Below are 19,598 nucleotides of genomic sequence, written 5' to 3'. Positions count from 1 at the left end.
CGCTAATGGGTCGTCCCATAAGGCTGGTGAGGGGGCTATTTTAACAATCAGCCGCAGACAGAAAAGTCCAACAGGACTTTCTTATCACAAAAGAAAGTAAAGTTTTGTTTCCACATCTGGAGGAGTTTTGACATTAAGCCACGAAATGAACGCAATTTAACCCGCAAATCCACAATTCATTTCAGGTGCTTTCTTCATATTATAATGTTTTATTTGGCATTCAGAAAAGGCTGTAATAGTGAGTCACGCGAACGGTAATTATGCATAAGATATTGTTAATTGACCGCTGCCATTATACCCGGCAGGGATTCAAATATTGGCTCAATCAAAACATGGCTTTTTCTATTTCTGAAACTGATAGTTTACTTTTAGCTCGCGAAAAAATAATACAATGGCGACCTAATCTTGTTATTGCCGATTTCACCAGTTTCGCCAGTGCTCTACACAATATCCAACAACTTTCTTCTATTTATTCTGCCTGTGGCACATCAATTCGATTAATGTTACTTAACAGCATTCGCCACGAAAAAATTGAAGAGTACTGTCTGACACAGGGTTCGCGCTCGCTTTATAGCAAATCCGTACCACTGGTGGAGCTTTACGAGATTATTCAGAAGCAACTGAGTGCCCGCCCACCTTTTCATCCTGTACGGCAGTATATATCTCCTCTTCTTACCCTGCGTGAGGAACGTATATTAAAGTTATGGACCGATGAGGCCAATAATGATTTTATCGCCAGAATAATGGGGATTAGTACCAAGACGGTTTATACCTATAAGCGGAACATCCGTATGAAGTTAGGGATTAATAATCGCTTTTCATTGTTTATAGAACAACAGCATTAAAAAGATGAATTACGGTACGGCAATCATACCGTACCGTCAGTGATGCTTTAATTCTGCGCTTTTGTTGCGGCACCAGAAATCGCCTGACCGCCATCCTGAATATCTTCACCCACACCTTTGGTGGTATTACACGCAGTAAGTAACGACGAAAGCACTATGAGAGAAAAGAACGCTGCAATAGTTTTCTTAATCATGACCGTTTCCTTTTTTGACCATATTGTTTGTGTATAGCAGTTAAAGCATAGACAAGAATTGGCAAGCTGACGGAAAAAGCCGATTTTTTAGGAGTGTTGGAAATTATTTGTTTGCTGCACGTTCGATGGAGCCACCAAGATGCTTGAGATCTTCACCAAAGCCGCGGGTGGTATTACAGCCGGCGAGAAACGAGGTCAACAACGTGATGAAGAGTACATGCTTAATCAAACGGTTCATCTTCCCTGCCTTTTGTAAGCTGCGGTGAAGCTTATTGCACTTCACCGCAAATCTTCACGTATTACTTAACGCGAGAAACGTATTCGCCAGAACGAGTGTCAACTTTGATCACTTCGCCAGTCTGAACGAACAAAGGTACTTTAACCACAGCACCAGTAGACAGTGTTGCAGGTTTACCGCCGGTACCAGCAGTATCACCTTTCAGACCTGGATCGGTTTCAACGATTTCCAGCTCTACAAAGTTTGGTGGCTGTACAGCGATTGGACGGCCGTTCCACAAGGTCACGATGCACTCGGCCTGATCCAGCATCCATTTAGCGTTATCACCGATCGCCTTCTCGTCTGCAGCCAGCTGCTCGAAGGTTTCGTTATTCATGAAGTGGTAGAACTCACCGTCGTTGTACAGGTAAGTCAGGTTCATATCGATAACGTCTGCGCCTTCAGCGGAGTCGGTAGATTTGAAGGTTTTTTCTACGCGGGTGCCAGTCAACAGGCGGCGCATTTTAACGCGAGCAAAGGCCTGGCCTTTACCTGGTTTAACGAACTCACTGGATTCAACCGCGTAAGGTTCGCCTTCAAACATGATTTTAAGACCGGCACGAAAATCGTTGCTAGAATAAGTCGCCATAAGGCCCTCTGAAATTGTTAATTGGTAGCTTAGCCAAAAAATGGCACACATTGTAACCCTAAATCCCCCCCGCAGAGAAGATTGGTTAACGCAACTTGGCGATGTTATAACCGATCCTGATGAACTGCTGCATATTTTAGAGCTGGACGCTGATAAAGAGCTGCTGGCAGGACGTGATGCGCGCCGACTTTTTGCCTTGCGCGTGCCGCGAGCTTTTGTCGCTCGCATGGAAAAAGGCAATCCGAACGACCCACTGTTACGCCAGGTGTTAACTTCAAAAGAGGAGTTTATTGCCGCTCCCGGTTTTAGCACCGATCCTCTCGAAGAACAGCACAGCGTAGTGCCCGGCTTGCTGCACAAGTATAGCAACCGCGCATTGTTGCTGGTAAAAGGCGGCTGTGCGGTGAACTGCCGTTACTGTTTCCGCCGCCATTTCCCCTACTCCGATAACCAGGGAAATAAGCGTAACTGGCAGGCAGCCATCTCATACATCAGCGATCACCCCGAACTCGATGAGATCATTTTTTCTGGCGGCGATCCGCTTATGGCAAAAGATCACGAGCTGGACTGGCTGATCGGTGAGCTGGAGGCTATCGCGCATATTAAACGGTTACGTATTCACAGCCGTTTGCCGATTGTCATCCCGGCACGTATCACCGACACGCTGGTAGCCCGCCTTGCACGCTCACGGTTGCAGGTCATTCTGGTAAACCATATCAACCATGCTAATGAGATTGATGATGAGTTCAGAGCGGCTATGGTGGGCTTACGGCAAGTAGGCGTCACATTGCTTAACCAAAGTGTCCTGCTGCGCGATGTTAACGATAACGCGCAGACTCTCGCAAACCTGAGTAATGCTCTGTTTGATGCGGGCGTGATGCCGTATTACCTGCATGTGCTCGATAAAGTGCAGGGGGCGGCGCATTTCATGGTGAGTGATGATGAAGCCAGGATGATTATGCGTGAGTTACTGACGTTGATTTCCGGCTATATGGTGCCGAAGCTTGCGCGAGAGATTGGCGGTGAGCCAAGCAAAACACCATTGGATTTGCAGTTACGGCAAAGTTGATTCCAGTAGCTTAAAATGGTGGATGATGCGGTACGCTTATCCACCCTACAACTGAAACAGTTTAGTAGGTCGGGTAAGCGCAGCGCCACCCGACATCATAAAGCGACCACTAAATCAGTTCGGGCACTTATAAACCTGGCCAGTCATTTTGCTGGCTGTCGGAGCAAAGCTCGACAACAGGTTTTGAGTCGGACTGCTCACGCCATACAGCACGTTACCACCCATCGCCGCTGCATTATTACGCAGAGCATTAGCCGCGCCGCGCATAGAACCGCCTTCATCACCATGTTGGCCTGACAACCAATTGCTTTGCTCGCCGGTTGCGGTGCCAATCAGCTGGCATTCAGTGCCTGGCTTCTCTTCAACGAAACGAACGCTCTGGCCATTAGTGCTTAACTCATTGCTGGTGCTACATCCTGCCAGCAGCAGCGCTGCCACAGCTATTCCTGCTGAAACTTTAATGCGCATGTTCTTCCCCGTTATCAATGCCGTCTTGAATAGTAGCGGGCAGTCATCGCCCGGTGAGATCTTATACCAGAGTGCGGCCAAAAAGAAAAAACCCTCAGACATTTCTGCCTGAGGGTTTTCTTAACACGGTGTTACTTCACACCAGGTGTTGGGGCAAATTACATCATGCCGCCCATGCCACCCATACCGCCCATACCTGCGCCACCTAAGTCAGGAGCGTCAGATTTTGGCATATCGGTAATCATGCACTCGGTGGTGATCATCAGGCCAGCCACAGATGCCGCGTACTGCAGAGCAGAACGAGTCACTTTGGTTGGATCCAGGATACCCATGTCGATCATGTTGCCGTATTCTTCAGTTGCTGCGTTGTAACCGTAGTTACCGTCGCCTGCTTTCACGTTATTAGCAACAACAGATGGCTCTTCGCCGCAGTTCAGAACGATTTGACGCAGTGGAGCTTCCATTGCGCGCAGCGCAACTTTGATACCCACGTTCTGGTCTTCGTTCTGGCCACGCAGTTCAGACAGTTTAGAAGCTACGCGAATCAGCGCAACACCACCACCGGCAACCACACCTTCTTCAACCGCAGCACGGGTAGCGTGCAGGGCATCTTCAACGCGTGCTTTCTTCTCTTTCATTTCAACTTCGGTAGCAGCACCGACTTTGATTACTGCAACGCCGCCAGCCAGTTTAGCTACGCGCTCTTGCAGTTTTTCACGGTCGTAATCAGAAGTTGCTTCTTCGATCTGCTTACGAATCTGAGTCACACGACCCTGGATTGCGTCTTCTTCACCATTACCATCGATGATAGTAGTGGTGTCTTTGTTGATAACGATACGTTTAGCAGTACCCAGATCTTCCAGAGTCGCTTTTTCCAGCTCCATACCAATCTCTTCAGAGATTACGGTACCGCCAGTCAGAGTTGCGATGTCTTGCAGCATTGCTTTACGACGGTCGCCAAAGCCTGGTGCTTTAACAGCAGCAACTTTCACGATACCACGCATGGTGTTAACCACCAGGGTCGCCAGCGCTTCGCCTTCAACATCTTCAGCAATGATCAGCAGTGGTTTGCCAGCTTTCGCAACGGCTTCCAGAACTGGCAGCATTTCACGGATGTTGGAGATTTTTTTGTCAGCCAGCAGGATGAACGGGCTTTCCAGTTCGATAGAACCGGTTTCAGGCTTGTTGATGAAGTACGGAGACAGGTAGCCACGGTCAAACTGCATACCTTCTACAACGTCCAGCTCGTCTTGCAGGCCAGTGCCTTCTTCAACGGTGATAACGCCTTCTTTGCCTACTTTCTCCATTGCTTCAGCAATCAGAGTACCAACAGTTTCGTCGGAGTTAGCAGAGATAGTACCAACCTGAGCGATTGCTTTAGAGTCAGAGCAAGGAACAGACAGTGCTTTCAGCTCTTCAACAGCGGCGATAACAGCTTTATCGATACCGCGTTTCAGGTCCATTGGGTTCATGCCCGCAGCAACAGCTTTCAGGCCTTCAGTGATGATGGACTGAGCCAGTACGGTTGCAGTGGTAGTACCGTCACCCGCAGCGTCGTTCGCTTTAGAGGCAACTTCTTTAACCATCTGCGCACCCATGTTTTCGAACTTGTCTTCCAGTTCGATTTCACGCGCTACAGAAACACCATCTTTAGTGATAGTCGGTGCACCGAAAGATTTATCCAGAACAACGTTACGGCCTTTAGGACCGAGGGTAACTTTCACTGCATCTGCCAGTACGTTAACGCCACGCAGCATTTTCACACGAGCGTCATTACCGAATTTTACGTCTTTAGCTGCCATTCTTAACTTTCCTTAAATTCGTTTATGTTCGTTCAGTTTTTGCGCGTATTACGCTTCAACAATTGCCAGGATGTCGCTTTCTGCCATGATCAACACTTCTTCATTGTCGATCTTCTCAGATTTCACGCCGTAGCCATCGTTGAAAATTACGATATCGCCGACTTTAACGTCCAGCGGTTGTACGTTACCGTTTTCCAGGATGCGGCCTTTACCGACAGCGATGATTTCGCCACGAGTTGATTTGCCTGCTGCGCTGCCAGTCAGAACGATACCGCCCGCAGATTTAGATTCAACTTCTTTACGCTTGACGATAACGCGGTCATGTAATGGACGAATGCTCATGTGATAGCTCTCCTTTGAGAAAGTCATTATCAATTGTTTAGGTAACGCCGGCCCAAAATGGGTTATCGGCTGGTGACCTGAGAGATGGGGATGCGCCTTCCCCCCTTCAAGGGGGAAAGCAAAAAAATTTTCGAAATTTTAACGATTGTGGCGATCGTCGTTGTCATGGTCGTCGAGCTGTTTCGGCGCATCGTCTTTGCGCTGATACTCGCCATCAAACGTCGAACCACCACCAGTGCCCGCGCTAAAACCGCCACCAGGCATACGTGAGAAGCGTAGATGTGGCATCAGTTTCAGCGTCAGATGCTTCTGTACTGGTGGCAGTAACAGCAATAAGCCCAGGAAGTCTGTGAAGAAGCCAGGCAACAGCAACAGCAAGCCTGCGATGATTAGCGAAACGCTTTTAATCATCTCAGCCGCCGGGCTTTCACCCGCTGCCATTTTCTGCTGCATCAGCATGAAGTTTTTAAAACCCTGGTTGCGAACCAGTGACATACCAATGACTGAAGTGAATATCACCAGAATAAGCGTCAGGAAGACACCCATGACGTGGGCGACCTGAATAAACAATGAAATCTCTATGTAGACATAGAGAAAGACGGCAATTAACGGTATCCAGCGCACCGTACACTCCTGTAGTTGGAAGAGCCCGTAGTAAACCTGGGCAATTGTAGCAAGCGCCATCAAGCACTTGCGAAAATAGGTTAGCAATTATGCACAGTCAAAGAGATGGCGACGCCATAGTCAAAAATCAATCTAAGCGCCCTATTATTTTTTTGGAAGTTTTCAACAATTGATCAACATCACATATTAATAATTGTTATGTGAGCAGACCTTTTAATAAGTGATCCAGATTACTGCTTTTAGCTATCATCAGCATATCATCACGGCACGCAGACCGAATATGGACATAATCGTCGGTCTATTCATTGCACAACCACAGATCCTGTGTGTTCAATGATCAATCAATGGCAGCTTTAATTAAGAAGGTTCACATGTTAAATAACATTCGTATCGAAGAAGATTTGTTGGGTACCAGGGAAGTGCCAGCGGATGCCTATTATGGTGTTCATACTCTGAGAGCGATTGAAAACTTCTACATAAGCAACAGCAAAATCAGCGACATACCTGAATTTGTTCGCGGCATGGTTATGGTTAAGAAAGCAGCGGCAATGGCGAACAAGGAGTTACAAACCATTCCGAAAAGCATCGCAAATACCATTATCCAGGCCTGTGATGAAGTCCTGAATAACGGCAAGTGCATGGACCAATTCCCGGTGGACGTTTACCAGGGCGGTGCCGGTACTTCCGTCAACATGAATACCAACGAAGTGCTCGCCAACATTGGGCTTGAGCTGATGGGCCACCAGAAAGGTGAGTACCAGTTCCTGAACCCGAACGACCACGTAAACAAATGCCAGTCCACCAACGATGCCTACCCGACAGGTTTCCGAATCGCGGTGTACGCCTCTATTGTGAAACTGATTGATGCTATCAACCAGTTAGGCGATGGCTTCCAACGCAAAGCGGTTGAGTTCGAAAATGTCCTGAAAATGGGCCGTACTCAGCTACAAGACGCCGTACCAATGACGCTGGGCCAGGAATTCCACGCATTCAACGTGTTGTTGAATGAAGAAACCCGCAACTTGCTGCGTACTGCAGAGTTGCTGCTGGAAGTGAACCTGGGTGCTACCGCAATCGGTACACGCCTGAACACCCCGGATGGCTATCAACAACTGGCGGTGCAGAAACTGGCTGAGGTCAGCAACCTTCCATGCGTACCCGCTGAAGACCTGATTGAAGCGACTTCCGACTGCGGCGCATACGTCATGGTTCACAGCTCGCTCAAACGCCTGGCGGTGAAAATGTCGAAGATCTGTAATGACCTTCGCCTGCTCTCCTCCGGCCCACGTGCTGGCCTGAACGAAATCAACCTGCCAGAATTGCAGGCTGGTTCTTCCATCATGCCTGCCAAAGTAAACCCGGTTATTCCAGAAGTCGTAAACCAGGTCTGCTTCAAAGTGATTGGCAACGATATCACTGTCACCATGGCTTCCGAAGCCGGTCAGCTACAGCTGAACGTAATGGAACCTGTAATTGGCCAGGCGATGTTTGAGTCCATCCATATCCTGACTAACGCTTGCTACAACCTGCTGGAAAAATGCATTAACGGCATCACTGCTAATAAAGAAGTGTGTGAAAGCTACGTCTACAACTCAATTGGTATCGTGACTTATCTGAACCCATTCATTGGCCACCACAATGGTGACATCGTTGGGAAGATTTGTGCCGAAACGGGTAAGAGCGTACGTGAAGTCGTGCTGGAGCGCGGCCTGTTAACCGAAGCCGAGCTGGATGATATTTTCTCTATCAACAACCTGATGCACCCGGTTTATAAAGCGAAGCGTTATACCGATGAAAGCGAACAGTAACCTTTCCGGTCCTTAACAAAAGGCACGTCCATTGGACGTGCCTTTTTCATTTGTATCACCAACAAAAACACAACAAATAATTATCAATTAATCAAACACAAGGACGGAAATCATGTTTGGAGCAGAACTCGTTATCGTGCTTTTAGCGATATATCTTGGGGCCAGACTCGGCGGCATAGGCATTGGCTTTGCTGGCGGTTTTGGCGTGCTGGTTTTAACGCTTGTTTTTCAGGTAAAACCGGGCTCAATCCCATTTGATGTTATCGAAATCATCATGGCAGTTATTGCCGCGATTGCCGCCATGCAGGTAGCAGGCGGAATGGACTACCTGGTCAGCCTTGCAGAAAAACTGCTGCGTCGTCATCCGAAATACATCACCTTCCTCGCTCCCCTCGTGACATGGTTTATGACTATTCTTGCGGGAACGGGTCATACTGCATTTTCCACGCTACCGGTTATTACAGAAGTTGCGAAAGAACAAGGCATTCGCCCATCGCGTCCGCTGTCTATCGCCGTTGTGGCCTCACAAATTGCGATTACTGCCTCACCAATTTCTGCGGCAGTCGTCTTCTTCTCCGGTCTCCTTGAGCCAATGGGTATCAGTTACCTGACGCTTCTGGGTATCTGTATTCCAGTTACGCTGGTCGCCGTTATGCTGACGGCAGTCGTGTGTAACTTCCTGGGCAGTGAACTGAAAGACGACCCGGTTTATCAGGAACGTCTGGCTAAAGGCGAAGTAAAACTGCGTGGAGCCAGCGTGTTTGAATTAAAGCCTCATGCAAAACGCTCGGTGCTGCTGTTCCTTATCGGTATCGTTGCCGTCATGCTGTACGCCACCGCCATCAGCGACACCGTTGGCCTGATTCAAAACCCAATCCTGCCGCGTAACGAAGCGATTGTGGTCTTCATGCTAACCATCGCCACGCTTATCTGCTTCACCTGTAAAATTGATACTGGTGAGATCCTCAATGCCAGCACCTTCAAATCGGGCATGAGTGCTTGTATCTGCGTGCTGGGTGTAGCCTGGTTGGGCGATACCTTCGTTAAAAACCATATCCAGGATATTCAGGCCGTTGCGGGCGACTTGCTGCAAAGCTATCCGTGGTTACTGGCTGTAGTACTGTTCTTCGCAGCCACTTTGCTTTACTCCCAGGCGGCAACCACCAAAGCACTGATGCCAGCCGCATTAATGCTCGGTGTTAGTCCACTGACCGCTATCGCATCTTTCGCCGCCGTTTCAGCGCTGTTCGTGCTGCCAACCTACCCGACCTTACTGGCTGCGGTAGAAATGGACGACACTGGCTCTACACGTATTGGTAAATACGTGTTTAACCACGCATTCTTAATTCCTGGCGTTATCGCTATTACGCTGTGTGTGATCCTCGGCTTCATTGTCGGCGGCATGGTTCTGTAAATCTTTTAAAACACGGGTCGCACTGCGGCCCGTTTAACGCCCCTGCTCACTCCCACATGCTATAGTCAACCGCGAATCCACCAGATACGAGGTTAGCTATGCCGACTACCCAGGCTGTTGTCATCCTTTGTACTGCCCCAGATGAAGCAACCGCTCAGGAACTTGCCGCCCTTGTGCTGGCTGAAAAACTGGCGGCCTGCGTCACCTTACTACCCGGTGCGACATCGCTCTATTACTGGGAAGGGAAAATGGAACAGGAGTATGAGGTGCAGATGCTGCTCAAAAGCGACATTGAGCATCAGGAAGCCCTGCTGGCTTGCCTGAAATCGCATCACCCATATCAAACCCCTGAATTACTGGTTCTGCCAGTTACCCACGGAGATAGTGAATACCTCTCATGGCTCTACGCATCTTTACGCTAATTTTTGCGCTGTTCAGCTCACATGCTTTTGCAGGTCTGTTCGACAACCAAAGCAAATCTCAGTTTGTGCCGGTCGACCAGGCTTTTGCGTTCGATTTCCAGCAATCTGACCACCAGCTCAATCTGAACTGGCAGATAAAACCCGGCTACTACCTTTATCGCCAGCAAATCAAACTCAACCCAGCTCAAGCAGAACTCGCCCCACTGGAGTTGCCAAAAGGTACCTGGCATGAAGATGAGTTCTACGGAAAGACTGAGATCTATACCCAGCGGCTTAATCTACCGATAACGATTGAGAAGGCGACCAAAGGGGCAACTGTTAGCGTGACGTATCAGGGCTGCGCCGAAGCGGGCTTCTGTTACCCGCCTGAGACGCGCGTGGTGCCGCTGAGTGAAGTTCTGACAGCGGCAAATTCGTCATCGCCCGTCGCTGTTGCACCAAAACCACCAGCAGATGCTACAGACACTAAAACAACCCAGCTGCCCTTCTCTGCACTTTGGGCGTTCTTAATCGGTATCGGTATCGCCTTCACACCTTGCGTGCTGCCGATGTACCCATTGATTTCCGGCATTGTGCTCGGCGGTAAACAACGTTTATCCACTGCACGCGCCCTGCTGTTGACCTTTGTCTATGTGCAAGGAATGGCGCTGACCTATACCGCGCTGGGCCTTGTGGTTGCGGCGGCTGGCCTGCAATTCCAGGCAGCCCTCCAACATCCTTATGTGCTTATCGGCCTGTCAGCGCTGTTTGTACTGCTCGCGGCTTCTATGTTTGGGTTATTCACCCTGCAACTGCCATCATCACTTCAAACGCGCCTGACGCTGATGAGCAATCGCCAGCAAGGCGGTTCCGCAGGTGGCGTGTTTGCGATGGGCGCATTAGCCGGGCTGATTTGCTCGCCGTGTACTACCGCACCGCTGAGCGCCATTCTGCTGTACATCGCCCAGAGCGGGAATATGTGGCTCGGAGGCGGCACGCTGTATCTCTACGCGCTAGGCATGGGCCTACCGTTGATGCTCATCACCGTATTCGGCAACCGCCTGCTCCCTAAAAGCGGCCCGTGGATGGAAACCGTCAAAATCGCATTTGGTTTTGTGATCCTTGCACTGCCGGTTTTCCTGCTGGAACGCATACTGGGAGATAATTGGGGTATTCGGTTATGGGGTTTGCTCGGCGTGGCATTCTTTGGCTGGGCATTTATCACCAGCCTGCAAGCGACTAAATCATGGATGCGCCTGGTGCAAATAATCCTGCTTGGTGCAGCGCTGGTTTGTGCTCGCCCTTTGCAAGATTGGGCGTTCGGTGCCCCCGTAACCGCCAGCCAGGCACATCTTAATTTCACTAAAATTGCTAACGTTGAGCAGCTCGATGCCGCACTTGCCAATGCAAAAGGCAAACCCGTAATGCTCGATTTGTACGCCGACTGGTGTGTAGCCTGTAAAGAATTTGAGAAATACACCTTTAGCGATGCGAAGGTACAGCAACAGCTGGGAAATACCGTTTTACTCCAGGCTGATGTTACCGCCAACAACGCGCAAGATGTGGCGCTATTAAAGCATCTGCAGGTTTTAGGGCTACCAACGATTTTGTTCTTTGATACACAAGGGCATGAGTTGCCAGAAGCACGTGTGACCGGTTTTATGAATGCTGACACCTTCCGTGCGCATTTGCAGAAACTGACGCCGTAAACAACACTCATTGTGGGAAGTACACTAAATAATTCAGTTTGCACCGTGGCAACTGAAGTATGACGGGTACAACGGAGGAGATAACCGTGCAACGCGAAACAGTACTAGAGCACGCCTTACACGTACTTGAACGTGAAGGAATTGCCAGCACCACCCTGGATATGGTCGCTAATGAGGCAGACTATCCGGTTACTGAGATCAGCAATTTCTGGCCAAACAGTGAGGCATTACTCTATGACGCGCTGCGTTATTTGAGTCAGCAAATTGATGTCTGGCGCCGTCAACTCGCGCTTAATGAAGAGTTGTCGCTCGAGCAAAAACTGTTGAAGCGCTACGAAGCGTTGACCGAATGCGTCAACAACCATCGCTATCCGGGATGCCTGTTTATCGCTGCCTGCACCTTTTACCCAGATGCATCGCACCCGATTCATCAACTGGCCGATCAGCAGAAAAAAGCCGCCTGGGAATTCACTCATGAAATGCTAATGCAGCTGGAAGTGGATGACCCAACGATGGTGGCGCATCAAATGGAACTCGTGCTTGAAGGCTGCCTGAGCCGTTTATTGGTAAAACGCAGCCAGGCCGATATCGAAACTGCCCGCCAACTGGCCGAAGATATTCTGCGATTTGCCCAGTGCCGACAAGGTGGCGCATTGACCTGATGAATTGTTTTCTCGCCATTTTGCATGAAAAGAAAGCACTTAAACGCATTTAACCCCTTTTTTATGACAAAGCCGTTGACGCCTAACGGCCTTTACGGTTTAATGCGCCCCGTTGCCCGGATAGCTCAGTCGGTAGAGCAGGGGATTGAAAATCCCCGTGTCCTTGGTTCGATTCCGAGTCCGGGCACCACTATTTAGAAGAACCCGCCTATGGCGGGTTTTTTGCTATTAGAGATTCGGACTCTTCATCGAACTTCGTTCGATTACTCGTCGCCTCCGTGCGACTCGCCCTGCGGGCCAGCGCAAGCGCTGTTCAAAAACGCTCCCGACGTTTTTGTCCGAGTCCGGGCACCACTATTTAAAGAAACCAGCCTAAGGGCTGGTTTTTTGCTATTGGAGATTTGGACTCTTCATCGGACTCTTGTTTGAAACTTAAAGGTTCGATTACTCGTCGCTTCCGTGCGACTCGCCCTGATATAACAATTACCAGAAGTACTTCACACCCGCGCTGGTAGAAAAGGCCTGGTCATTCGCCGTGCTACTTTGCATACCCGCAAAAAGCTGCACGCTATTCAAAATAACGTAATCAATATCTAAGCCATAATCGAAGCTATTTTGGTCAAACTCTGGCGAGTTAAGCGAAATCTCCTGCCCGCTCATATTGGTCGTCAGTCTCATATCGCTGATATCACGCGCCACAATCTTGCTGGCCTGCGCCCATGCTGACAGATGCAGTTCATTGCTCACCATATAATTAAAGCGAGAGCCCAGCGCCACGCTGCTCTGTCGCCCTTTCATGCCACTGACACTCGCCCCCTGCAGGTTTCCTTCATCGATACCATCGGTATTAGAACGATCGTATTCAACGCCAAGATAAGGCGTGATATCGGCTTCATGCGGTAAATGAAATGCGTAGCCTGATTCAAAGTAGAGACTCGCGCTGCTCATATCGGCATTCGACTTCTGGCTACTTTGCGTGCCATTGCCGATAACCGGACGTTTAATGTCTGCATCACCACGCTGGTAACTTGCCAGACCGTTTAGATAGAACGCTCCATCGTTGTACTGCCCATAAGCGCCAACACCATTCTGGCTCCCCTCCAGGCTCCCACCGTTTCTATCTAATTTGGCAGTGATATTATTTTTATTAACGAAGCCACCCAGCAGTAAAGCATTACTAACTCGACCGTCCAACCCCACAGAAGTGTTATTAGTGGTGCTGCTCACCTGGTTCCATCCATCAGGCTGATACTGGTTTTTCATATAATCATAAGATGTCCACACGCCCGGGGTCACTTTACCCATGTCATACATAGCACTTAAACGATTCACGACAGTCTGCGTAAGGCGGTTTTGCTCCGCCAGCAACACAGAAGGCAGCTCGGAATAAATGACGGCAGAATGGCTATCCACAATGCGCTGAACAGCATCTCCTGAACGAGTAGATTGTAGGCCCGCGGAATAATCCAATAATTGCTGCTCATCTAACGTCAGTACTTCACCGTTATGCTGCTTTAATGCAATGTCATTGGCCGCAGCAAAAAGAGTGTCTACCGCTTTGGCTCCTGCCGTTGAAAGATAATCTCCATTACTGACGGCATTTTGCGCAGAGACTTGTGCCACATCGAGATTGACTCTGTCAGGTGTGTAATTAACATGATTAATCTTCAGGAACTTGCTGCCATTGACCTGGCTAAATTCCCCCTGAATATTTTGCGCATGCAGAATGTCGTACGTCCCGTTAACCACGTAATTCTGATTAACTACGTTGACCGTGCCATCCAGCGCCGCGTTACTACTAATATCAAGCTGATTATCAATGTAGGCATTAAGTATGCCGCTATGGGTCTGTGAATAATCGCCTTTCACTTTCAGTGAGCCGTTGGATAAATCTATCGTTCCATTGTTATAAGTCGAACTCACCGAACCAGAACCCGTTAACAACCCTTCTGGGGAAATGTTCACCGAGCCACGATCAATACTGCCACTAATCCACAGTGTGCCCTGATTAATCGTGGTCTTACCGCTGTAGCTGTTATTGCCCGCCAACTCCAGAATGCCGTTACCATTTTTAATCAGCCCCGCATCACCTGATATATCGTTACTGAAGACGTAATGCGAATCGGGTACTTGAGCATTAAAGTCGCCAAAGAGAGAAGAAAACAGCATTGGGCCATTTTCTGCACGCAGAGCATTTAACTCACCCCAACCATAGGTCGCATTGTAGGGTATCCCCAGTGGGGAACCATCAGACAGATAATTTGCCGTCGTTAATATTGTCTGTTTTACCTGCTTTGCGGTCATCCAGGGATATTTTTGCCATACATTTGCCGCCGCAGCCGTGACTTGAGGTGCGGCACCTGAAGTACCGTAGAAATAGACATTACCGTTGTTCTTCTCGTTCAACAGTGGCCCAACAACATAATCTCCAGCAAGACACCAGGCCGCCGCCCTTCCGCATGCATTACTGCCTTTAATGACACCGTTTTCATCATATCCGCTATAGAGTTGCTTATTACCATCAATCCCTACTACCGTGATTAATCCATTTTCTATCGATTTATCAATCAACGGCGTCAGGTTTTCTGATGAAGGGTTGTTAAAGAGATCATTTCCGGCAGAAAAAACTATTAAACCATTACTATTTGTCAGATATTTTAATACAGCAGTAATAGGTGAGTTCGCATCATAATTGTTATAACTCCCCCATGAAGCATTAAATAAATTGACTCCATAATGCTCATGCAGGTCCATTATTGCGGCAAGTTGGTCATCAATGATTGAATGACCAAGAGGGTCATCGGTCGTTTTCGCTTCATAAAGCTGAACGTTCTGGCTACCAACATATGTTCCACCACTCCCGGTACTGGCAAGGATTTGAGAGACATAGCTTCCATGTCCAGAAGCATCCATATCAGCCAGCGCCAAAGATGCCGTAATATCCTCTGGAGTGAATGCACCTGAACCAAGATTCTTCCCCTGGCCAATATAATGCAAAATAATTGCAACCTTACCGGTTATATTGCTGAGGTTTTTATTAACACCTGAGTCCAGCACCCCAACTTTGACTTTATTATTATTTGCTCCCGGAGTTGGTACATCGGGTTTTATAGCAGGAGTATTTAACGGACTTTTTATTGTTTGAGGAGAGCCTGAACCGCTACCACCACCGCCTCCACCACATGCCGTTAACAAAAGAGGAATAAATAGCGCTATCTTTTTTAACTTTAATATATTCATTGTCTCAGTAATGTCTTTTTTTGGATATTTATTATGAGCTTTACGTGGACAATAAACATTACTGAATAGCTGTGTAAAAATCAAACGCATTATTGAATGGCCAATCATTAAAAATATCAATTAGATTTATATAAATAGATAAGTGCAATATTAATATTCTTAGAGAAAAAATATCACGATTAAAAAAACCTTGATTACTGAAAGAAAAATAAGATGAAGTAATTAAGCCAATAAATTAAAGGGAACATCGAATAATTCGATGTTCCACTAAGACGTGCAATTTCAAAATAGTGGCTCAGGCCAAAATGGGTAGCCTTAGGTTAACCCGCTACAAAACCAACGTCATAAAGCGGCTATTCGGGTCGAGTTGATAATCAGCAAACGGCTCACAATCGACAAAGCCATGCTTGAGATAAAGTTGATGGCAAGCAGCAAAACCCGGCTGAGTCCCGGTTTCTAAGCTCAGACGCTGGAGGCCACGCTCACGCGCAACTTGCAAGATATGCAGCAAAAACTGGTTCGCCACACCACGACGTAAAAAGTCCGTCGCGGTACGCATTGATTTCAATTCACCATGCCCATCATCAAGCATTTTCAATGCACCAATTCCGGCTAATTGTTCCCCCTCCCACGCAGACCAAAATGTCACAGCCGGGTCACGGAGTTTTTGCACATTCAGCGCGTGGCTGCTTTCTGGCGGTGATTGTTCCAGCATGCCGGAAATATGGTAGGCCACGAGTGTCTGCACCGCCGGATGCGAAAGGTCGTCAATTTTGATTACGAACATACGAGATTTCCAAATGTTGGGTAGAGAGCAAGTAACATCTTTGCAACATCAAAACGAACAATCACCTGTTCGTCCAATAACGATTACTTATAGCTCTCACTTCTTCAGTTGCTGGAGCTGAATCTGATCGGCGTATTTGGCTTGCTCTGCCAGCGCTGAAAACTGTGCCGGAAGATAAAAACTCTCCGGTACTTTAAGCCCACGCATATCGCTGCCGGTGTGGATTTGCAATTCTCCCAGCTGGCTTATCGTCACCCCTGCAACGGCAGCAGGCATCACTAAGCGGTAGGGCTTTGCCTTTTCAAATGGAACAGGAGTCGGGTAACGGTTCTCGCTGAGATCATAGTTACGGTTGAGCACCAAAAATTTATCCGGCACCCGCCGCTTGCTGTTCCACCAGTCACCGTCCACTTCGCGGAATTTCCTTTCTGATTCTGCTTTGCTGACCGCGCCAAGTTGCACCAACGCCTTGTGTAACGCCTTATCTATCGCATGATCGTAAGACTCAATTGACCTGGCGTGTCCGTGCAAAATCACGTTTATCGCAAGCCGTGCGCCCAATAAATTGGAATAGAGATCTTCGGGTGAAAAAGCAGATATCTCCTCAGAAAATCCTGGAACCGACTGAAATCCATACCACTGAGCAATCTCATGCCATTGCGCTAATTGAAAAGCGAGATGCCCCGCAAGCCAGGCGGCAATCGTATAACGTTCAACCATGGACGCAGGTGGATTAAACGCATGAAGCTGAATGCGTCGGACACCCAATTCTTCGCTATAGAACAGCCGCCAGTCCTGGCCAAGCCGTGAGTAGATCTGTGTGAAAAGGTAGAAGGTATTATCAGCAGTATCACGCACATGGGCGATATCAATAAAACCTCCACGGCGAGTGTAAATGAGGCCACTTTTCTCCTCACTCAAACCAACAATATTTTTGACAGCGCCCAGCGCGCTATCGTTGTAACGATGATGCCCCAGGGTGGTCAGTGTCAGAATATTACCAATTTGGTAGACCGGAATGGGTACACCGATGGCTCGTACTTGCAGGTCATATCCAAAGGCACAGCAAGGCCGTAACGACTCAGGAGCAGTGAGCTCTTGTGTTATCGGCCACACTCGTCTCGCCTTCTCAATGGGCAAGATATCTGCCGATTTTGGTGGCGCGCCAAAACTCAGGGATGCCACACCAAGCAGCAGAGAAAGGATCCAGCGCTGCATTAAAATGCCTCCGCAACTTGAAAGTAAAACCCGGCACTCTCTTTGCCAAACCCCAGATCGAGGCGAATATTCATGTCAGGCTTAACCTCGAAACGGTAGCCCGCACCTATAGTTGGCAATAGCGGATGGTCGGAAAGATTTTTCGGCGTGTCTCCCAACGCCCCGGCACCAACCCATAAAACATAGCCGTGCCGCCAGTTGAGTTTTTTACGGTATTCCAGTTGAGTACTGACAACGTCATTATCGCGATAGCGCCCCTGGTAATAGCCGCGCATACGGTTGTCATCTCCCGCCTCGGATAAGCGATCCCATGGTACATCGCCACGTGCAAACCGCCCCCAAAGATCAAACGCCAGAACATCCTGATCGTTGAGAGGGAAGTAGTAATTATATTGCAGTTGCAAAGCGGTGAAGTGGCTATCCGAACCAATAGCAGGATCAAAAAGGCTGTACTCGGCACTGAAAAATTGCCCGTGTCGTGGGCGCGTAATGACATCCCGCGAGTCAAAGTTGATATTTACCGTGACCCCAGAACTCAGCGTGTTGCCACCCGCGTCATAATGCGAAAAGTTATCGCCCAGGTGAGGATCTTCGATGCTTTTGGCGTCAAAGGTGGAAAGATCCCATCCAAGACCTGCATACAAACTACCAACGACCTGGCGCATGATCTGTGGATGAAGACTAAACGACTGCTGAGTATATTTTTGCTCGTTACCTTGCGCCGCGCTATAGCCGATTCCCCAAAAACCAGTGGGGATCTTCGCAAGCGATCCATCAATAAACAGCCGCCATTCATCGCCCGTAAAGAAGGTGTAATTCTTCATGCCAAGCCCTAACGCGCCGCTAGTACTAACAAAACCGGTAAACGACACTGACGAGTTTTGCGTGACATGATCGTTGGGATCAACGCGGTACACTCCCGCAATGGCAGTTCCCAGGCCAAGTTTCAATTCCGGGGTATAAAACGGCCCGGGCAACACGCTCCAGTCAATGCCTTTACCTGGATCATAGTCATTATCAGCCCCTAACTTTCCCAGGAAACCGTCAATCTCCTCGCGCGTCATCGCAACCGCCTCAGTCGGTGTATTTATCAGGCTTAATAAGCCCAAAAACAGCGCGCCACGTTTATTCATTAGAATCGATATTCGCCTGCGATAAAGAAGCTATTACGTTCGTTAAAACCAATTTCCGTCAGCAGGTTAAAGTTTTGAGTAAGTTCATATTGCGCGCCAATCAAGGTGTTCCATGGCGAAGTGAGATGCTGTTTAACGTCAAAGCGCCCATCGTCATCCTTATTCACCGAATTGATAAGCGGCTGAAGTTCGGCGGGCATATGCAAGTCAGACAGATTGCCTTTGAACTCCTGCTGGACGTCCTGATACATCGCCCCTATCCACACGCTTAAATGGGATGGGCCGGAAATTTGTGGCATATCAAAGCGATAACCCACGCGTGGCGACACAGTCAAGGCTGAGATTTTGCCGTCCAGAATATCGAAATTAGTACGCGTGTAGTTGGTATCCACCAGCGTAAACCAGTTTTTATACCCACCCGCAAGCGTAATGCCGGTGCCATAAGTGACACCTTCAAAATCGAGTGTGAAATCGATGTTCTGTAAATCACCGCTCTGGTTCAGCCTGTGCACCGAGGAGGCAATAATCCTATCAATGCCGGTATAACGCGACGGGTCGGCATCCACCGATACGTTCGAAATTGACGAGCCTTTGGTGTAACCCATCAGCCCATAAATATTTAAAAACGGGAACACCCACATATCGAGACGCAGGTTTTCAGTCTTACTGCGCTCGCGCGTATGGCCCACATCAATGGCAAACATATCGCTGGGAATCGGATGCGCGCCAAGTTTCAATCCGGAGAAGGTAATGCTATCAACATCAACATTCTGGCGAATATTCATATAGCTGAGATTCACACCAAACGGCAGCGGAATAGAATATCCGCGCGCACGAGCTTCATCTCCCCAGATGGGAAATGTGCTGCTATCTGTCGCAGTGTCAGTCGCTGCACCAAACGCCGCACTAGATAAAAACAGTAGCGGCAACGTAATAACCCGGCACTGTTGCACACCCCTTTCGATTTTATTCATGGCGTTCTCTTTAATATTTGCATTGTCAGTCAGGCGGCAAAT

Annotated in this window: 19 protein-coding genes and 1 tRNA gene; 8 read left to right on the top strand and 12 right to left on the bottom strand. The window is 48.6% G+C overall.

What is annotated here, in order from left to right; translation table 11 throughout:
- Nucleotides 1-260 precede the first annotated feature (260 nt).
- Entirely contained in the window at nucleotides 261-845 is a 585-nt protein-coding gene (locus tag IX31_RS19185) for a LuxR C-terminal-related transcriptional regulator (RefSeq protein ID WP_034461128.1), read from the top strand.
- Between the two features lie 47 nt (nucleotides 846-892).
- Here the strand turns inward: IX31_RS19185 and ecnB are convergent, their stop codons facing one another.
- The 3 genes from ecnB to efp all read right to left on the bottom strand — a co-directional run bounded on the left by ecnB (nucleotide 893) and on the right by efp (nucleotide 1,905).
- Nucleotides 893-1,039, bottom strand: coding sequence for a lipoprotein toxin entericidin B (gene ecnB, locus IX31_RS19180; protein WP_034461127.1), 147 nt, complete (start codon nucleotides 1,037-1,039; stop codon nucleotides 893-895).
- Nucleotides 1,040-1,142: 103 nt separating this feature from the next.
- Nucleotides 1,143-1,277 carry an entericidin A/B family lipoprotein gene (locus tag IX31_RS19175; protein WP_034461126.1) on the bottom strand — a complete coding sequence of 45 codons (135 nt, stop codon included), beginning with the start codon at nucleotides 1,275-1,277 and terminating at the stop codon, nucleotides 1,143-1,145.
- A gap of 61 nt (nucleotides 1,278-1,338) precedes the next feature.
- Nucleotides 1,339-1,905: an elongation factor P gene (gene efp, locus IX31_RS19170; protein WP_034461125.1), complete on the bottom strand. Its 567-nt coding sequence runs from the start codon at nucleotides 1,903-1,905 to the stop codon at nucleotides 1,339-1,341.
- Nucleotides 1,906-1,945: 40 nt separating this feature from the next.
- Between efp and epmB the strand changes: the two genes are divergently transcribed.
- Nucleotides 1,946-2,974 (top strand): EF-P beta-lysylation protein EpmB, encoded by a 1,029-nt coding sequence (gene epmB, locus IX31_RS19165; protein ID WP_034461124.1) that lies wholly within the window; start codon nucleotides 1,946-1,948, stop codon nucleotides 2,972-2,974.
- Nucleotides 2,975-3,088: 114 nt separating this feature from the next.
- On the opposite strand, the gene IX31_RS19160 is transcribed toward epmB, so the two are convergent.
- The 4 genes from IX31_RS19160 to IX31_RS19145 all read right to left on the bottom strand — a co-directional run bounded on the left by IX31_RS19160 (nucleotide 3,089) and on the right by IX31_RS19145 (nucleotide 6,210).
- Nucleotides 3,089-3,442 carry a DUF4156 domain-containing protein gene (locus IX31_RS19160; protein ID WP_034461360.1) on the bottom strand — a complete coding sequence of 118 codons (354 nt, stop codon included), beginning with the start codon at nucleotides 3,440-3,442 and terminating at the stop codon, nucleotides 3,089-3,091.
- A 158-nt stretch (nucleotides 3,443-3,600) separates the two neighbouring features.
- Complete coding sequence (gene groL, locus IX31_RS19155; protein ID WP_034461122.1) at nucleotides 3,601-5,244, bottom strand: chaperonin GroEL; 1,644 nt, start codon at nucleotides 5,242-5,244, stop codon at nucleotides 3,601-3,603.
- A 48-nt stretch (nucleotides 5,245-5,292) separates the two neighbouring features.
- Nucleotides 5,293-5,586 carry a co-chaperone GroES gene (locus IX31_RS19150; RefSeq protein WP_034461121.1) on the bottom strand — a complete coding sequence of 98 codons (294 nt, stop codon included), beginning with the start codon at nucleotides 5,584-5,586 and terminating at the stop codon, nucleotides 5,293-5,295.
- A 138-nt stretch (nucleotides 5,587-5,724) separates the two neighbouring features.
- Nucleotides 5,725-6,210 (bottom strand): FxsA family protein, encoded by a 486-nt coding sequence (locus IX31_RS19145; protein WP_034461120.1) that lies wholly within the window; start codon nucleotides 6,208-6,210, stop codon nucleotides 5,725-5,727.
- Between the two features lie 371 nt (nucleotides 6,211-6,581).
- On the opposite strand from IX31_RS19145, the gene aspA reads away from it, so the two are divergent.
- The 6 genes from aspA to IX31_RS19115 all read left to right on the top strand — a co-directional run bounded on the left by aspA (nucleotide 6,582) and on the right by IX31_RS19115 (nucleotide 12,394).
- Nucleotides 6,582-8,018, top strand: coding sequence for an aspartate ammonia-lyase (aspA, locus tag IX31_RS19140; protein WP_034461119.1), 1,437 nt, complete (start codon nucleotides 6,582-6,584; stop codon nucleotides 8,016-8,018).
- Nucleotides 8,019-8,130: 112 nt separating this feature from the next.
- A complete protein-coding gene (locus IX31_RS19135; protein WP_034461118.1) occupies nucleotides 8,131-9,432 on the top strand; it encodes an anaerobic C4-dicarboxylate transporter in 1,302 nt (433 codons plus the stop codon).
- A gap of 98 nt (nucleotides 9,433-9,530) precedes the next feature.
- Nucleotides 9,531-9,854, top strand: a complete 324-nt coding sequence (gene cutA, locus IX31_RS19130; RefSeq protein WP_034461116.1) for a divalent cation tolerance protein CutA — start codon at nucleotides 9,531-9,533, stop codon at nucleotides 9,852-9,854.
- Nucleotides 9,830-11,542 (top strand): protein-disulfide reductase DsbD, encoded by a 1,713-nt coding sequence (locus IX31_RS19125; RefSeq protein WP_034461114.1) that lies wholly within the window; start codon nucleotides 9,830-9,832, stop codon nucleotides 11,540-11,542. The genes cutA and IX31_RS19125 overlap by 25 nt, the downstream gene beginning before the upstream one ends.
- 86 nt (nucleotides 11,543-11,628) lie before the next feature.
- Nucleotides 11,629-12,204, top strand: coding sequence for a transcriptional regulator (locus IX31_RS19120; protein ID WP_034461113.1), 576 nt, complete (start codon nucleotides 11,629-11,631; stop codon nucleotides 12,202-12,204).
- 114 nt (nucleotides 12,205-12,318) lie between these two features.
- Nucleotides 12,319-12,394: transfer RNA gene (locus IX31_RS19115), tRNA-Phe, on the top strand.
- A gap of 293 nt (nucleotides 12,395-12,687) precedes the next feature.
- Here IX31_RS19115 and IX31_RS19110 read toward each other — a convergent pair.
- From IX31_RS19110 to IX31_RS19090, 5 genes are all read right to left on the bottom strand, one after another.
- Nucleotides 12,688-15,444: an autotransporter domain-containing protein gene (locus IX31_RS19110; RefSeq protein WP_198528582.1), complete on the bottom strand. Its 2,757-nt coding sequence runs from the start codon at nucleotides 15,442-15,444 to the stop codon at nucleotides 12,688-12,690.
- Between the two features lie 328 nt (nucleotides 15,445-15,772).
- A complete protein-coding gene (locus tag IX31_RS19105) occupies nucleotides 15,773-16,231 on the bottom strand; it encodes a GNAT family N-acetyltransferase (RefSeq protein WP_034461110.1) in 459 nt (152 codons plus the stop codon).
- Between the two features lie 96 nt (nucleotides 16,232-16,327).
- A complete protein-coding gene (locus tag IX31_RS19100) occupies nucleotides 16,328-17,449 on the bottom strand; it encodes a DUF4056 domain-containing protein (protein ID WP_034461109.1) in 1,122 nt (373 codons plus the stop codon).
- Complete coding sequence (locus IX31_RS19095; RefSeq protein ID WP_034461108.1) at nucleotides 17,449-18,582, bottom strand: BamA/TamA family outer membrane protein; 1,134 nt, start codon at nucleotides 18,580-18,582, stop codon at nucleotides 17,449-17,451. The genes IX31_RS19100 and IX31_RS19095 overlap by 1 nt, the downstream gene beginning before the upstream one ends.
- Entirely contained in the window at nucleotides 18,582-19,556 is a 975-nt protein-coding gene (locus tag IX31_RS19090) for a porin family protein (protein ID WP_051880773.1), read from the bottom strand. Before IX31_RS19090 ends, IX31_RS19095 begins: the two co-directional genes overlap by 1 nt.
- Nucleotides 19,557-19,598 lie beyond the last annotated feature (42 nt).

The sequence above is a fragment of the Buttiauxella noackiae genome (genome assembly GCF_000737905.1).
GTDB lineage: Bacteria > Pseudomonadota > Gammaproteobacteria > Enterobacterales > Enterobacteriaceae > Buttiauxella > Buttiauxella noackiae.
Note: the sequence above shows the minus strand (reverse complement) of the source record. Positions and strands in the feature narration are given on the sequence as shown.

Coding starts and splice junctions, on each gene's coding strand:
- IX31_RS19110 (WP_198528582.1), bottom strand. CDS start 15,444: ATGAATATATTAAAGTTAAAAAAGATAGCGCTATTTATTCCTCTTTTG.
- ecnB (WP_034461127.1), bottom strand. CDS start 1,039: ATGATTAAGAAAACTATTGCAGCGTTCTTTTCTCTCATAGTGCTTTCG.
- aspA (WP_034461119.1), top strand. CDS start 6,582: ATGTTAAATAACATTCGTATCGAAGAAGATTTGTTGGGTACCAGGGAA.
- IX31_RS19175 (WP_034461126.1), bottom strand. CDS start 1,277: ATGAACCGTTTGATTAAGCATGTACTCTTCATCACGTTGTTGACCTCG.
- IX31_RS19100 (WP_034461109.1), bottom strand. CDS start 17,449: ATGCAGCGCTGGATCCTTTCTCTGCTGCTTGGTGTGGCATCCCTGAGT.
- IX31_RS19150 (WP_034461121.1), bottom strand. CDS start 5,586: ATGAGCATTCGTCCATTACATGACCGCGTTATCGTCAAGCGTAAAGAA.
- cutA (WP_034461116.1), top strand. CDS start 9,531: ATGCCGACTACCCAGGCTGTTGTCATCCTTTGTACTGCCCCAGATGAA.
- groL (WP_034461122.1), bottom strand. CDS start 5,244: ATGGCAGCTAAAGACGTAAAATTCGGTAATGACGCTCGTGTGAAAATG.
- IX31_RS19125 (WP_034461114.1), top strand. CDS start 9,830: ATGGCTCTACGCATCTTTACGCTAATTTTTGCGCTGTTCAGCTCACAT.
- IX31_RS19105 (WP_034461110.1), bottom strand. CDS start 16,231: ATGTTCGTAATCAAAATTGACGACCTTTCGCATCCGGCGGTGCAGACA.
- IX31_RS19095 (WP_034461108.1), bottom strand. CDS start 18,582: ATGAATAAACGTGGCGCGCTGTTTTTGGGCTTATTAAGCCTGATAAAT.
- IX31_RS19090 (WP_051880773.1), bottom strand. CDS start 19,556: ATGAATAAAATCGAAAGGGGTGTGCAACAGTGCCGGGTTATTACGTTG.
- IX31_RS19185 (WP_034461128.1), top strand. CDS start 261: ATGCATAAGATATTGTTAATTGACCGCTGCCATTATACCCGGCAGGGA.
- efp (WP_034461125.1), bottom strand. CDS start 1,905: ATGGCGACTTATTCTAGCAACGATTTTCGTGCCGGTCTTAAAATCATG.
- IX31_RS19160 (WP_034461360.1), bottom strand. CDS start 3,442: ATGCGCATTAAAGTTTCAGCAGGAATAGCTGTGGCAGCGCTGCTGCTG.
- IX31_RS19135 (WP_034461118.1), top strand. CDS start 8,131: ATGTTTGGAGCAGAACTCGTTATCGTGCTTTTAGCGATATATCTTGGG.
- epmB (WP_034461124.1), top strand. CDS start 1,946: ATGGCACACATTGTAACCCTAAATCCCCCCCGCAGAGAAGATTGGTTA.